Source organism: Blautia sp. HA9023 (genome assembly GCF_056504095.1).
Genome location: NZ_JBWLUR010000006.1, coordinates 331,485 through 347,877 on the forward strand (window position 1 = coordinate 331,485; position 16,393 = coordinate 347,877).

The 16,393-nt window shown below is 36.9% G+C and carries 10 protein-coding genes; 1 reads left to right on the plus strand and 9 read right to left on the minus strand.

Annotation, left to right across the window (positions count from 1 at the left end; all coding sequences use genetic code 11):
• Window positions 1-87 precede the first annotated feature (87 nt).
• From AC04Q6_RS05650 to AC04Q6_RS05665, 4 genes are all read right to left on the minus strand, one after another.
• Window positions 88-1,650, minus strand: a complete 1,563-nt coding sequence (locus AC04Q6_RS05650) for a recombinase family protein (protein WP_237998333.1) — start codon at window positions 1,648-1,650, stop codon at window positions 88-90.
• Window positions 1,643-3,298 (minus strand): recombinase family protein, encoded by a 1,656-nt coding sequence (locus AC04Q6_RS05655; protein ID WP_055282411.1) that lies wholly within the window; start codon window positions 3,296-3,298, stop codon window positions 1,643-1,645. Before AC04Q6_RS05655 ends, AC04Q6_RS05650 begins: the two co-directional genes overlap by 8 nt.
• The gene (locus tag AC04Q6_RS05660; RefSeq protein ID WP_055282408.1) at window positions 3,299-4,972 is read right to left on the minus strand and encodes a recombinase family protein; all 1,674 of its coding nucleotides are present in this window, start codon (window positions 4,970-4,972) and stop codon (window positions 3,299-3,301) included. It abuts the gene before it with no gap.
• Window positions 4,973-5,101: 129 nt separating this feature from the next.
• Window positions 5,102-5,347 (minus strand): DUF6870 family protein, encoded by a 246-nt coding sequence (locus AC04Q6_RS05665; RefSeq protein WP_008369874.1) that lies wholly within the window; start codon window positions 5,345-5,347, stop codon window positions 5,102-5,104.
• 645 nt (window positions 5,348-5,992) lie between these two features.
• Between AC04Q6_RS05665 and AC04Q6_RS05670 the strand changes: the two genes are divergently transcribed.
• Complete coding sequence (locus AC04Q6_RS05670; RefSeq protein ID WP_055282406.1) at window positions 5,993-6,568, plus strand: helix-turn-helix domain-containing protein; 576 nt, start codon at window positions 5,993-5,995, stop codon at window positions 6,566-6,568.
• A gap of 150 nt (window positions 6,569-6,718) precedes the next feature.
• On the opposite strand, the gene AC04Q6_RS05675 is transcribed toward AC04Q6_RS05670, so the two are convergent.
• Genes AC04Q6_RS05675 through AC04Q6_RS05695 form a run of 5 tightly spaced genes read right to left on the minus strand, consistent with a single transcriptional unit; the run spans window position 6,719 to window position 16,392 of the window.
• A complete protein-coding gene (locus AC04Q6_RS05675) occupies window positions 6,719-8,185 on the minus strand; it encodes an RNA-binding domain-containing protein (RefSeq protein ID WP_173906617.1) in 1,467 nt (488 codons plus the stop codon).
• Window positions 8,186-8,200: 15 nt separating this feature from the next.
• Window positions 8,201-10,084, minus strand: coding sequence for a UvrD-helicase domain-containing protein (locus tag AC04Q6_RS05680; RefSeq protein ID WP_237998329.1), 1,884 nt, complete (start codon window positions 10,082-10,084; stop codon window positions 8,201-8,203).
• Window positions 10,085-10,087: 3 nt separating this feature from the next.
• Window positions 10,088-11,983 (minus strand): ATP-dependent nuclease, encoded by a 1,896-nt coding sequence (locus AC04Q6_RS05685; RefSeq protein WP_237998328.1) that lies wholly within the window; start codon window positions 11,981-11,983, stop codon window positions 10,088-10,090.
• Window positions 11,984-12,013: 30 nt separating this feature from the next.
• Window positions 12,014-15,115 (minus strand): type I restriction endonuclease subunit R, encoded by a 3,102-nt coding sequence (locus tag AC04Q6_RS05690; protein ID WP_237998327.1) that lies wholly within the window; start codon window positions 15,113-15,115, stop codon window positions 12,014-12,016.
• Window positions 15,112-16,392, minus strand: coding sequence for a restriction endonuclease subunit S (locus AC04Q6_RS05695; RefSeq protein ID WP_182438918.1), 1,281 nt, complete (start codon window positions 16,390-16,392; stop codon window positions 15,112-15,114). The genes AC04Q6_RS05690 and AC04Q6_RS05695 overlap by 4 nt, the downstream gene beginning before the upstream one ends.
• Window position 16,393 lies beyond the last annotated feature (1 nt).

Sequence of the window (16,393 nt, forward strand, 5' to 3'; positions counted from 1 at the left end):
AAATTCTATAATGTATGGCATATTTCCAATTTTATACACAATATTTTATCTTATATAACTTTAAAGAGCAATCAAATCCTTCTATATTTAATAACTATTTTTCCACTCCACCTCCACTCTCCCGTCATCATACACATATATTCCCTGCACATATTCTTCCAGCATCTCTCGTGTCATCTTTTCATAGCCTAAATACTTCAACATCTGCTCCACTGGAACATTCTTTTTCATCAGGATTTCTTTCTCACCATTTATCAGTTCTTCCAGTTCCTGTACACGTTTCTGCAGTCGTTCTCTTTCTTCTTCCAACTGCTTCTTTGCTTCCATAAACTGGTTCTGGTTCATCTGTCCCTCGTGATACTTCTCATAGTTCTGGCGGTTCTGGATTTTTATTTGTTCTTGACACTTTTCACAATCTGCACTTTCCGTCTTATAGGCTTCTATACTATCCTCATGCTGTTTTCTCATGGATTGCTGCATCTGTTCTTGGCTGATATTCTGACGTAAGTAAGCCTTTATTTCTGCCAGCACGATATGCTCCAGCATTTTGTTATCCGCTTTCCCGGCAAAACAACCTGTATCTTCTTTTCCTTTACTGTAAGCGCAGCTATAAAGGATATGACCATGAACCGGACTGCTTGAAGTCAGACTTCTGCGACAATTTCCACACTTCACATAGCCACCTAACAGTGTTGTTTCCCTGTCAAATTTACTTTTCTTTGTGTATCTGATCTGCAGGGACTGTGCTTTTTCAAAAACTTCTTTTGATACGATCGGCTCATGGTGATTTTCCATCACTTTCCACTGATTTCTCGGCACTGGTACTTCTTTCCCTGTTCCGGGATCTGGAATCTTTGTCTTTCCATAGACCATACAGCCTATATAAGTCTTATCATCCACAATCTTCCGTATCATATCACTCGTCCACTGCAATCCTCTTGATGCAGCTTTCTTGCTGTCTGATTTCTGTCGTCTGCTCATAGACTGCAAGGGAGTCAATACACCCTCTTCATTGAATAACTTACAAATCTCTATCTTGGAATACCGCTGATTGGTCAGTTCAAATACTCTGCGGATTACTTCCGCTTCGTCCTCTACAATCACCAGTTCTTTCTTATTTTCAGGATTGATTCGATACCCATACGGTGCAGAACCACAGCAATACTCACCTTTTCCTCGTCTGGTACTGACTGCCGCTTTTACCTTTACGGACTGGTCTTTCACATAAAAGTCTGCTATCAGTCCTTTAAACTGTACTTCAATATCCGAACTCTTTCCCTTATAATCTTTAGAATCATATCGGTCTGAGATAGAAATGAATCGTACTCCCAGGAATGGAAAAATCTGTTCCAGATAAGTTCCCATCTCAATATAGTTTCTGGCAAAACGGGAAAAATCTTTTACCACAATACACTGAACTTTATTCTCTCTGGCAAGTTCCAGAACCTGCTTAATTGCCGGGCGCTCCATACTGGAACCAGAATATCCGTCATCGTAAAACTCCTGAAATGGCATAGCAGCAAGCTCCGGAATATTGGAAATATAATCTTTTACCAGTTTTCTCTGATTGATAATGCTGTTACTTTCTCCCTCTGAATCATCTTCCATGGAAAGACGGTAATATCCAATAATCAGTTTCTGATCACTCATGTTCTACCGCCCCCTTAAACCCGAAGTTGATTTCCAGTCTGCCATCACCATACAGATACATACTTTCAATCAAGCCCTCTGCAAGTTCCGCATTGATTCTGGTTGTCCCATCCAGTTCCAACAGACTTCGTAAAAATCTGGCTTCTTCTTTCTGCTGTTTTTCCAGTTTTCGTATGGTCTGCTCCAGAGACTTCTTTCTCTCTTCACAAAACTCTTTCCAGTTATTACGGTCATCTTTCATTTCTATATAAGCTTCTTTGGAAAGTTCACCCTCTTTATATTTCATAAATGCCTGTGCCAGTTTTTCTGAACGTCTTTCCATATCTGCATCCAGTTTTCTGATCTCAGTTTGAATCTCATTGATTTTGGAAAGAAATACCGCACTGCTTATAGCAGACATATCCTTTTTCCGCAATCCAGATAACTGAAACTGTCTGGTCAGCTCCGAACGGACAATTTTCTGCAGCTTCTCCTCGGAAATAGATTTATGACTACATTTTCTTTCATCCCGATACCAGGCAGCATTGCAAAAGTAATACACATTGCCTTTGCATCTACGTGTACACATTTTCCGCTTACAATCACCACAATAGAATACATTGTAAAATGCTCTTTCATCATCCTCCCATCCTTCTGTAGTTTTTGTTGCTTTCTGTTGTGCTGCTTTTAACCTGATCTGTGCTTTGTCAAACAGTTCTCTGCTGATAATCGGCTCATGAGCATTTGGCGTAATAATCCACTGACTTTCGTCCAATATGTCACACCATTTTTCACCTCTTTGAAATCTGGATTCGTATTTTCTCTGAACCAGATCACCATAATAATTATTTCGATTTAAAACCGCACGTATCGAAGAATTTCCCCACTGATGAAGATTCTCTCCATCCTGACAGTACACATGATGATATTGGTTATAGTCCGAAATCCGATGTACCCCATCTTCAAACAGCCTGTCAATAATACTCTGTATACCATCTCCAGAAGCATATTCTTCAAAAATCCTACGAACAATCTTTGCAGATTCCGGTTCCACAATCAGCTTATAAATCCCATTTACCTTTTCCACACAATATCCGTATGGAGCTGTAGATCCCACATACTCACCGTTCTTCTGTGCAATACGTTTTGCTGCCCGTTCCTTTGCAGAAATGTCTTTTGCGTAAGCATCATTCACCAGATTCTTGATATTCATGGATAACTCCTGATTCTTAGCACCCAGTGCATAGGAGTCATAGTTGTCACATACAGAAACAAACCGCACTTTCATAAAAGGGAGAATCTTTTCCAAATAATTTCCGGTTTCGATATAATTTCTTCCAAATCGTGAGAAATCCTTTACCAGAATACCATTTATTTTACCTGCCCTGACATCATTCATCATCCGTTCAAATCCCGGTCTGTCAAAATTTGTTCCGGTTTTTCCCAAATCAGAATAAATATCATATACAGCAATCTCATACTCTCTGTCTGGATTTTCATTGTGCTTCTGAATGAATTCTTTTATCAGCGTAACCTGTGTTTCAATAGATTCTGACTTTTTTTCATCACTATCTACGGATAATCTGGCATAAATTGCAGCCATACATACCGGAATACCAGAAACTTTCTTCTCTGTGTTTTTCTTATATCTTTTTGCTGTTCTTGCCATTTATCCCACCTCTTTCCTGTACTCTGTCCTGTGTTCCGCATAAAACCGTCTTATGACTTTCATCTTCTCAATCATATCCTGATAGCGGATGTGAATTTTAATTTGCTTGTTCTCATAAATATAGATTTTATCTACAGTCAGTGCCAGCAATGTGCGATCCAGTTCTTTGATTTCCAGTGATTTCTTCCAGTCCTCCAACTGAACAGTTGCAGACACTCCACCCTCAAACATTTGCTTTACCAGTTTTTTCTGGTTTTCAATCATCTGCTCCAGTTCTTCACATTTTCTTCCGTAACTTTCCCGAAAATCATCGAACTCCTCTTTGCTGATCAATCCCTCTTTCAAGTCATCACCCAAAGATGCTTTCAGGCTGTAATAACGGTTATATTCTTCCTGCAACTTACTAATCTGCGTATCATAACCGATTACCTGATCGTAACTGACTTTCATTTCACAAAGTTCTTCCATAATCATCTGATAGTCTACGAAAAGTGCCGTATATGCCTGAATCTCTTTCAATACAATCCTTTTCAGCACCTCTTCCGGAATACTGTGTCTGGTGCAATCTCCACCTTTATTTTTTGTCTGGCAAATATAAAAGGCTTTTTTCTTTCCCTTATACTGATTTACCCTGCGTATCATCGGTGTATGACAATCTCCGCAAAATACAAAACCTGAAAAAAAGTTTGCACTGTCCGATGTTTTCGATGCCCTGCCATCATACTGAAGTAGCTTCTGCACCACATCAAAATCATTCTGCCTGATTATTGCCGGATGCGTATTTTCTACTTTCACCCATTCTGATTCTGGCTTATCCAGACGTTGCTTTACCTTATAGCTGATTCGTTCCTGCTTACCCTGTACCATGTTTCCAATGTAGACCTCGTTGGTCAGAATCCTTTTTATCTGCACTGCTGACCATTTCGGTGTGTCTGAACTATGGAATCCGGAATTGTAATTTTCACCATTTGCCTTTTTATATTCTTTTGGTGACTGCACATGACGTACATTCAATTTTTCTGCGATTGCTCCAAGACTGAACCCATCAATTTTCCATGAAAATATTTTTCTTACAATATCCGCTGCATAAGAATCAATCACCAGACAATTCTTATTCTCCGGATCTTTGCAGTAACCATACGGGGCAAATGCTCCAATAAATTCACCTTTTTCACGTTTGATTTTCTGGTGGCTTCGCACTTTACCGGAAATGTCCCGGCAATAGCTTTCATTTACAAAATTTTTGATTGGAACAACAAATGACTTTTCTGAAAAATCTGCTGTTTTACTGTCAAACTGGTCTGTAACTGAAATAAAACGCACATTTAAAGCCGGGTAGGTCTTTTCGATCCATCGCCCGGCTTCTATATACTCTCTTCCGAATCTGGATAAGTCTTTTACAATCACGCAGTTTACTTTTCCAGCTTCTATATCAGTTGTCATTCGTTTAAACTCAGGTCGGTCAAAATTTCCTCCTGAGTATCCGTCATCCACATATATATCAAAAATCTGAATATCCGGCTGGCTTTTTACAAAGCTCCGAAGTAACTCTCTCTGATTTGCAATGCTGTTGCTCTCTGACTTCGCATCGCCCTCTTCCATATCATCTTTCGATAATCGAAGATACAATGCAGCATCGTATATATCTGGCATATTCATTTGCATCTGTTCCATTTTACATCGCTCCCAACTTACTTATTCCATTGAATAGAAGTCAGAAACCATGTATCACGTTCATTTTCCCTGACCTCACATTAACATAACATCTGTAGCTTCGCAAGATGTTTTTTTCAAGACTTGCATCTAATACATCAACTCCGTTCTTTTTCTAAGATAATCGCTAATGGCATCTGTGGCATCCATTTCTCCTGTCATCTCCACAACCACTACATATCCTTCATTCATGTGGGCATACGGCTGATCGCCGGATTTATCCAGAAAAGTTTCCACTTTCTCAGAAATAGCTTTATCCATATCAGGAATTAAATCTTCAATGTCCTTTAACTGCTCCAGATCAACACTGGAGTCTATTACTGACTGATTCACCATGATGCTCACCTCTTTTCCAACATATTCTTTGTATCAGTTGTCCTATACCTGCAATTTTCTCAATTGCATCACCTTACCTTTTCGTATTTTGTTCTCACAGTTTATCTATTGTTATAGCATTGCATATTCCGTTCGGCGTGTTGGCTTCCATTCGTATAATCTGCTGTCAGCGTTACTGCCAACCTCTATCAGAATATTTCTGAATGCTGGTAGCTTCTTCGCAAACTTACCAGCCGTTTCCGGAGTATCTTTGACGCTCGCCCGTAAAATCCTTTACAGGGTTATGGCATCTGTGGAATCAGATTATACAGCTCATGTAATTTTCAAGGTACAAAAGAGAGTTTTTTGAATATCCTTTCACTTATTACAGCCTAGAAACACCAAAATGTTGTTCTCTTCAAAAAAATCCTCTCACTAATAAAGCCTGACAGAAGGATTTTACAACCTCATTTTGCAATAATTTGCAAATAGTATTTATCCTCATCTGTACATTCGCTTTCATGCGAACCTTTATCGTACTGTCATTTTAATTCGCATTCATGCGAATGTCAAGTGTTTTATTCGCTTCAATGCGAATCTTTCTGTTTACATTCACTGTTTTTGGTAGTAAAATGGATTTATCAAAAAGAAAGTGGGAAATCTGATATGACAATCGGTGATAAAATAAAAAAAATCCGGACATTCCGGAATATGACACAGGCAGAACTTGGTGCTGCCCTCGGCTGGGGCGATAAAGGTGCAAACCGCCTTGCCCAATATGAAACGAATTACCGGGTTCCCCGCAAAGATCTGGTAACTGAAATGGCTAAAATTCTGGATGTGAATCCACTGGCACTGCATGAGCCTACTACTATGGATGCTTCTGAACTTATGGAAATCCTGTTCTGGATTGACGAATTTAATCCGGCAGCTATCAATCTCTTTCAGTTAGAAACTTATCCCGGAGAGAAATGCAATTCCAGCGAAGATACCTCTGTCCGTTACCATGATTCAGATAACTGGCCTGCTCATCCACCTGTTGGTATGTGGTTCAATTATGGAGTTCTCAATGATTTTATGAAAGAATGGGTTCTCAGAAAGAAAGAATTAAAATCTGGCGAAATTACCAGAAATGAATATTTTGAATGGAAAATCAACTGGCCGCAGACCTGTGATGGGTGTGAGAAATTTGAGCCGAAAAGGCAGTGGCGATCTGTTAATGCTGAACTTAGTGAAACTTAGCAAAACTTAAATTTATTATGTTTTTTCTCGTTAGTCAAAGAGAAGGCACTGTAAAACCAATAATTCAGTGGTTTTCAGTGCCCTTTTTCATATTGCTCTATTGAATTTTCCTCATCCCGCCTATATAAGTGAAACTTAGCGAAACTTAAATTATGCCCAATATGGAATATACTTTTTATACCTTGGCGCAGTATCCGGATCCATTACTTTAATATAGCCTCCGTCAACAGCACTGGTAAGAAGTCGAGAGGCTTTCGCCTTCTCTTTTTCTCCCAATCCAAATATTTTTCGAATATCTGAGTTAGAAATCCCCTCAAAATTGACATATGCCAGACATGCCTGCATATAACAAGTACGCATCCGATCTTCTTTCGTGGTTAATTCAAACGGTACTTTCGCAAACAATATTGCTTTTGTAAATTGATTGTTTTGATTTTCAATCCTCGGTGCAAGTAATTCATTTTTGCCGGTTGCTTCAACAATCTTATCATATCCACTGCCACGTTCCTCACAGATACCACATTTATGCATAAATCCGGCAATATTTTCATTTCTGGACACCGGCACCGAATCTACAATTCTTTCAATTGCTACCAGTGGTGCACCAGCATTTGAAAATTCAATTCGATTTTTAAACACTTCTACCATCGGATTTGTACCTCTTTGCTGCAGATCCTGATGTATCATAGCATTTGCCAACAACTCACGGATAGCAATTTCCGGGAAACTGACAACAGATTTCCTTGTTGCTTCTACAATAACCTCTTCCTGCGGAATAATTGTCATAATATACTGCACGATTTCTTCATGCGAAAATGCATAGCCCGCACAGAACTCTTTTTCTCTGATAGCATCCAGTCTGGAATTCTCCTTATACCATATCACCCTCACAGTTCTTCTATGCAAAGATTCAAATTTCTTCAAATCCTTTGCGATCATCAATGCTCCCATATTCGTGATATCCCATGTACCGGCATCATTTCTCTTTATGAACTTTTCATGCTGTAAATCTTCCAATACTTTATCCCGATTTCTCGGAATTGGCATTTCCAGTTTATCATAATACTTTGAGTAATCCAATAATAACACCATTTCATCTTCATCTAAATTTCCCATCGCAATTCGAAGTTCATATGGTGTAGAATCGAATGTTCTCCATAATTCTCTTTCTTTGTCAGGATACTCTTTTAAATTCTTTTTGTTCGTTCCAATTCTTATAAATTCCCCACCAGCGAACTGTACCGGCTGTTTTTCTGCACAAGGAATCTCCATCAGCACAACCATTCCTTCATCCATCGGGACCTCAAAAAATCGGAAATTAATTCTTGGTGAAAGCATTCTGGAAAGCCATGCTTCCAATTCCTCATTTCCCTTTTTCATTTTACGATACTGAAATTCAGTTCCAACAATTTTATGTGTTGTGTCATCCACGCCCCAAACTAAATATGCTTTCGGTCGTTCGCACAACGCAGCTGAATTACTGAGAGCAGAAATATATTCGCCAATCATCTGCGGTTGCTTGTTATTACATTTAAATTCTACCCACTCCGTCTCGTCCGGAAGCTTTGCAAGCTCTCGCACAAGACTTTGCAGATACTCTACTGATCGTATTGCCATGACATCACCTTCCTATTAAACCACTTCTAAGTTCCACCCAAAATTTTCTAATTCTTTTCGTACTTGATCACTCACACTTTTTCTCGGTATTGCCAAGCAAAGCAATCCTTTCGCACGTGTCATTGCCACATAATGACATTTTAATCTCTTTTTATTCCGCACACCTAATTTAGGACGTTTTCCCGAAAGCCATGGTAATATAGATGAAAGATTATCTTCGTAATACTTTGTCTCCACTACTAATGTTGCCAAATGTGTTCTACCCTTTGATGAATGTATACTTCCAAACTTTATGTTTATTTTATCTCCAGATTCATTCTCATATTCTTTTTCATTCACTCTATTTCTATTTTTCGTATATTCTTCTGGTTTCTCGCTGCCATTCCAGAACAAAAATTCATCTTTTCTTGCATCAGTATATTTTATAACATCTGACAAAAGATGTAAAATTTGATCAATAACATTCTCCCATTCATTCTTTGTTTTCCAATTCATGCACATAATTTCCAGCAATCCACTTCTTATTTCTTCTCTATTCTCTGGTCGCACTGTTTTAATAATAGAATTAAATGCTGAAGAAGATTTTTCAATTTCTTTCAACGGATATTTCCTCATTATCTTACATATTCCTTTTGATATCCATTCAACTTTTAAAGACAGTTCTCCTTTTTTTTCCATCTGTTCTTCGGCGATCCAAAAATAATCTATCAGATGGTTGGGCGTTTGTTTTTTTACTTCTGGATTATACTCTTCAAAATAGTTTTTTACACTCATTTCTTTATCTATTTTGTGAACCATCCCTAATACGTGACACCCATATTTCTGGTATTCTTCTAATTCATCATGTGAAAAACTTCTGAATATTAGTTCTGCAAATTTATCTACTACGATATTCTCTTGACCATTTTCAAATAAAAATATTGTGTTTTGTATATTATTATTCGAAAATGGCCGCCCTTCTCCTATCATATTACTCTTATCCAGTGCTACTCCATTAGCTAACTTTGCTATTTCTGCTCCAAATCTTTTGCTATTCAGCATCTGCAGTGCATTTGCTCTTGGAAAATATTCGACATCCTCCATTTTTTCATAAGAATTATAAATTGCTTGATTACTATCACCGTATGCCTGATAAAAACTATTATAGAGCGGTTTTTCATAGATTTTATTTAGCAATTCCCATATTTCTTTTTTCGTATCTTGTGCCTCATCTATAAAAATAACAGGAAATCTCATCTGAATCAGCTCAGCAAGTGTTGAAATGCTATCTATTCCTTTTGCTGCATACAATTCCATTTCATTAAAAGTAAATTCTCCTCTGCGCCTTGATTCAGTAACAGATTTTACGACATTCTTATATGTTGCTGTTCCCGTTCCTAATTTAACATCTAATTTATACGGTAATTCCAGTGGATCGCATACATATTTATCTTTTCCATGTGCTTCTAACCATTTTTTTATTCGTATACTTTTCCATCGACGCTCCAGTACATAATCTGTGTCAATTATATTTACCGGACAGCCACAGCTTCTCAAAAAAGGCATTGCAATAAATGTATCCAAAAAAGCTTGAAATGTCCCGATAAAATGCGGATAAGATAATAGTTTTTTCCCAACATTCAGAGTTCCTAATCGCTCTTCGATTTCTTCTCGTGCAACATTTGTATGAGATAACACACATATCCCACGATTTTGCCATTTCCATTTACGGGATAATATTGCCAACTTCGCTACCAAAATGGTCGTTTTTCCACTTCCTGGACAGGCATGAATATCCACTGAATTCATATTTTTCAAAATTTGAATTCTGCATTCATCCAATTCAATATCAGGCATTATAGTTCTAACCCATTCAATGTCCTCATCTGTAATTTGCAATCCAAAATTTTCTTTATCCATACTCTATATTCCTTCAATGTTTGTTGTCACATATTCTATAGCTTTCACCAAATAATTTGGCAATACTGTCACTATCTCTTCAACTGTTTTTCCCTTAAATATGTTTTCCAAATCAAAACTAAATTTTTGCGCAAACTCCGCTTTTGATACTATCTTATGCGAAAAAAACGAGTATACATAAGATGCTTTAGCCTCTTTATTCTTATATTCATTATATTCTTTTGTGTACTTTTCTAATAGCTCCGCTTTCTTCTCCTCGTTCTTTTCTTTGTCCTGAATTTTTTCTGCAAGCATAGTTGCAATAGTTTGCAACATTTCTTCGCCTAATCCATTGGCAGCTAGCTCATATTCCAACGTCCACTGCTCTGGAATAAATGTTTTAACATTTTGACCATTTGCCTTTTTTTCAATCTCTTGTATATACTTTTCTTTGTCTTTTATTTCAGACTCTACTTTCCATTTTCGATTTTTCTTTGGCCAATTTTCTTTATCCTTATATTTTTCATCAAGACAAATTGCAGGTGCGCATTCTGGCATTACATCTCTATCTGTAATACACGATACAGGAATATTTATTTCATCTCCCTCTTTTCTCTGAAAAATCCTTGCATATCTTCGAAGACCTGTACTTTTAACATCAACAATAGATATTCCATAATCTGTTAAATTTCTGTTCAATAATTGCGCAAGAGTTGGTAATAATAAAGCCTCTCCTGGTCCTTCTACAATGATTACACCTTTGGCAAAAAATAAATTGGCTTTCGTAGCATCCAAATAACGTTCTAAAAATTTATAATCAGAAGAATCCAACATTGTTTCTCCCTCTCTCATCGAAAAAGCTTTCCGATTTTGTATCAAAAGTAAATTATTAAGTTCTACCACTGATGCCAATAAAGGAGAATGCGTTGTCATTATTACTTGTTGATTTTCTCCTTTCTTTTGCATAGACTGTATAAGCTTCAATTGTCTTTGAGCATGTATATGCGCTTCCGGTTCTTCAATTAACATGAATGTACTTAATTCATTATTATCCTGATTCAGTAACATTTCACATGCCATACTCATTAAATTGCTTGTTCCAAGTCCCACATTACCATAATTTGATACTGAATCTTTTTGAATATTCAAATCCAATTTTTCCAACAATGAATATATCTTCTTTTCATCCGTGTTACCATCACCAGCGACTGTAATTTGTGTTTTTACAGCATCATTATTTAGCATTAACTCTGTATTTAAAATATCACCTATTCCCTTATTCACAGCTTTAATCACTTTATGTTCAGCCAGTAACTGATTGGACAAATCAAAAATTCCCGCGAGAGACAATGAAGTTATATCTATTCCTTCTTTATATTCTCGCTCACCTAAATTCAAATCTGGTATACTACTTAATATTTGAGCCAAACGTGATCCTCTTCCCGATCTCATTTGTGCTTGTGCATCTCTCAGTGGCTTTAAATATGTCACTCTTAACAATTCACGTGCTTCTGCTGAAGGTGCTGCTACATCTGCATTTCTTCCGCAATTCACACTTACAAATGTCCTATGTGGATTTACATTAGTCATATACTTTGCTGACCAATTAATTATTAGTATTTCTTCGTCTTTTGTGTACGTTAAACACTCCAAAAAAGCTGCTTTTTCTCTAACTGTTAAGTTTGAAAATGTAATAGTAATATGTATTTCATTATCGGTATTTTCTTGATGATAATCAGATAACTCTATACGCTGCCACGATTGATCTGTTGTTCCTAACACATAACGAATCGCATCGATAACAGTTGATTTTCCACAATCATTTTCTCCGATAAGTACGGTAACTCCTGGATTAAAATGAAATACGGTCTTCTCTTTAAACGCTCTAAAGTTTTCAATTGAAACTGAAGAAATATACATAAAACACCCTCCACGCTTTATAATTCTTACTTATTTCCCATATTTAACTGGTTCTTCCGCTACCATTTGCGCTTGCTCATCTCTCTCAATTTTCCGGTAATCCACAGTCTTTTTAGAACGCATTTCCCTGTAAATCACTCCCGCCAGTGCACTCATTACAGCATCATACTTACTTTTGTCCTCAAATAGAGAACCATAGCTGTCCTGCGCTTCCATATAACTTTCCATTGCTGCATTTCCAAAAGCAGAAGGAAAAATGCTTTCCGTAAAAATTCTTGGATCTGAAGTACGTGCAGAACTTGCCAGTTTATCATCAGCAATCAGCTTATCGTGTAACGCACCAAGCATCACCCGATCTCCATCTGTAAACTGTCCTTTATACTTCTCGTTAATCTTATCCAAAATTTCATCCAATGTGCTTTTCTGTCGGATCCCCTGTGCCCCCTGCTTTTTAGATGGAACATACTGCCCGTCAACTTTTTCCAGTTTTATTGCACCCTCAAAAGTCTTCTGCAATTTATAGTATTCCAATTTCAGCTTTCCATCTAAATCAATCGGTTCTTCCTTTTCTTCCGGCAAGAGTCCAATTAAATAGCTAAGGAAGAGATATTCCTTATGCATATCTGCGTCAAACATACGAACTACTTGTGTTATATAACTATACCATCGTAATAATTTTCTTACCTGTCTTCTGAATTGATACCGTTCTTCTGGGTTTTTCAAATTATATCTGTCTGCTACCGGTTTTAATACACTTGTCATTTTTCCCATTGCAGTTGCATCCTGCTTACCAGGATGATTCCATATATCAATAAATGCCTTGATATCATTCTCATTATAAATTGCATAATCCAGAAGTTCTTTTTCCGTTTGATAAATCAAATCTACGTTTACTTCCTGCTCAAGGCTTGTCTCCTGATAAAATGGCTGAAATGCTTCCAGAATATCTTCTTTTTTATTCGCAAAATCCAACACAAATGTATCCACTTTTCCTGGACAGGTTCGGTTTAGACGAGATAATGTCTGCACTGCTTTCACATTTTTCAATTTTTTGTCAACAATCATTGTATGTAACAATGGTTCATCAAAACCAGTCTGATATTTTTCCGCTACTACCAGAACGTTGAAATTATCATGAAATTCTTCCTTTGTCTGACTTTCTGATATATGGCTTCCATCTTTTCTTACATTCAACCCGGATTCTGTATACTCTTCATCTCCATCCTGCACCGTTCCGGAAAATGCAGCCAAAATATCCATATCTACATAATGTTGTTCTCTTATATATCTTTTGATTTCATGGAAATATCGAACTGCTGCCAGTCTCGAGTCTGTGACAACCATCATTTTTCCTTTTCCACCGATTTTTTGTTTCGTAGTCTCTCTGAATGTTTCTACGATAATCTGTGATTTCTGGCTGATATTATATGGATGTAATTTTTCATATTTCTTTATAATTTTTGTTGCTCTGCTTTCTGGAAGCTCTGGATTTTCCGGTGTGTCTTTTGCAATTTTGAAGCAAGTACTGTAAGTCATATAATTCTGCAAAACATCCAGAATGAATCCTTCCTCTATTGCCTGTCTCATACTATAAATATGAAATGGATGGAAACTTCCATCTGTCCATTGACTTCCAAACATCTCCAGTGTTGCTGGTTTTGGAGTTGCAGTAAATGCAAAAAAGGATAGATTTGGATGTTTTCCATGTGTCAGCATCTCCTGCACAAGTTTGTCATTTCTATCTATTTCATCTTCTGCTTTTCCTTCTATTTCCGCATATTCTCGCAATGCTGCTTCTGTATCAGCCAACGCCGCTTTCAGTTTCATTGCAGAACTTCCTGTCTGTGAAGAATGAGCTTCATCGACAATAATCGCAAAATTTCTTCCGGCAACCTTATCCACTTCCTGATAAATCACCGGGAATTTCTGCAATGTAGTTACAATAATTCTTGCTCCGTTATTGATGGCGTCTCTTAAATCTTTTGAGTTCTTTTTATCATCAATCGTCTCTACCGCCCCTATCGTGTGATCAAACCCTGAAATGGTTTCCTGTAACTGTTCATCTAACACGGTTCGGTCTGTAACTACAACCACACTGCTGAAAACAGATTCATCATTCGAATCATGTAAGGAAGCCAGTCTATACGCTGTCCAGGCAATAGAATTGGATTTTCCAGAACCTGCACTATGTTGAATCAGATAATTACGACCTGCGCCTTCTTTTTTCACATCTGCAATTAATTTACGTACAACATCCAATTGATGATATCTTGGGAAAATCAATCTTTTCTTCTTCGTGACCTGCTCTGATCCGTCAGGCATTTGTTTCTTTTCTTCCTTTACCTGCAGATGAATAAACTTTTGGATAATATCCATCATACTATCTTTCTGGAATACATACTCCCAGAAATATGATGTCGGATATCCGTCTGGATTCGCAGGATTTCCCTTGCCGCCATCATTTCCTGCACCGTTCGCTCCCTGATTGAACGGAAGAAAATATGTATTTTTTCCTTCCAACCGTGTTGTCATCCAAACTTCCAACTGATCAATACAAAAATATCCTAAGATTCTCTTATTGAACTGAAAACATATTTCTCTTGGGTCACGATCATACATCCACTGACGCTTAGCATTATCAACGTTTTGTCCTGTATACTGATTCTTTAATTCAAGGGCAAATACCGGAATCCCATTTACCGACAGAACCATATCAACAGAATTATGTGTATCACTGGAATAAAACCATTGTCTGTTGCAAGTAATTTCATTCTTTTCGTACAGTGCTTCCGCTGTTTGATTTAAGCCAGATTCTGGTTTAAAATAACATACTTTGAACGGAATACCTCTATGTTTAAATCCATGTCGCAGTACAGAAATAAGTCCGTCCATATCACATGCATTGTTGAAAGCAAGGCAGAATTTTCGTTCTGGATCTACTTTATTCTGCAATAAAAAGCGTTTCCACTCTTTCGGTTGCGTTCTCTGAATAAATCTCAACAGCGTATCTTTATAAACACCAAGCTGAGGATCATACACATCGTTATTATGTGTATATCCACCTGCCGGTGATAAAAAGAATTCTTCAATGTCTGCCTCGAAGCGTTTTTCTGTTGTAACATCTATACTCAAGATTCTGGCACCTCCTTTTTCCCTGTTACATATTCGTAAATCAGGGATCTTTTATAACTTTTTAATTCATTAACAAATTTCTCTTTTTTTATAATCAACTGATCAATTTGCGGTATTTTTTTATTTAAATATACTGCAATTTCCTGTTGTTCTTTTCTAGGTGGAACTGGAAATAATATTGAAAAAAATCCCTGTGGATATAATCTAAGTCTTGACGCAGTTATTCCAGTAGAATATGCTGCGTATGTAGCTACTAATGGCGGGATACGTAACAAATACTCAAGATAATCTGCATCATACGTATCTGCTTTTTGTCTATATGTGTTATATGAAGGGCTTATTACTCCATAATATTTTGATACACCTATCGCACCTTGCCACATCCACATTGTATTAGCAGCAACATCTCCTTCATGACATATTTTATAATCAACTAAAGATTCCGACATAAACATATTTACATTTTTATTTTTTCTTGGTGTCACACCTGTTATATGGGATACCGTTAACAATTCCTCTTCTCCTGTCACAGAGCGCTCATTTGTTTCCCTAAACAATTGTTTTCCTTTTTTTACATCCCAGTTCTTTGGTATTCTTCCTAACCATTCAACACCACTTTCTTTCATTGAACAATTATTTCTAACTCCTCTGGTTATTGCTTTTGTAACAATTGATTCTCTTAATTCTTTATATTTCCTTATCGAAATTTCTGTTTTATTAATAATAGTATCTATATAATTACATTTATTTTCAATAAAATCTGCAATTTTAATTTGTTCTTTGCTCTCCGGATATGGTATTCTAAAATTTGCAAATGAAAAAGCTGATATTTCTTTAAAAGTAGTTCCTGTCCCCAACAATTCAAATTCTTTACTTAATATGCTCATCAGGAAATAAAAATACTTTTCACTAATATCTCCTTTTTTTACACATGACAAACATCCTTGGTTAGTACATAATTCATTTTTTGCTATGGCTACACTTCCAATAGGAGCTCTCTTTGAAAAAACTATGCTTCCCGCAGGAACCAATGTTGTATTACATGATTCATACCCTACTATTGACAGATTTCTTCTACCTGATGAAACATATTTATCTGATGTTTTATAATCAGCCGGTGTTATCCATGTTACATTCCCATCAAAATTTCCCTCCTGTTCACTTTTAGGCGTTGCACCGGCAACAACATAAAAAATACTCTTAATTTTTGTTATCTTCCATTCCTCTGGAATTTCTCCCAACCATTCAACCCCGGAATCTTTCATCTCTCTACTCATA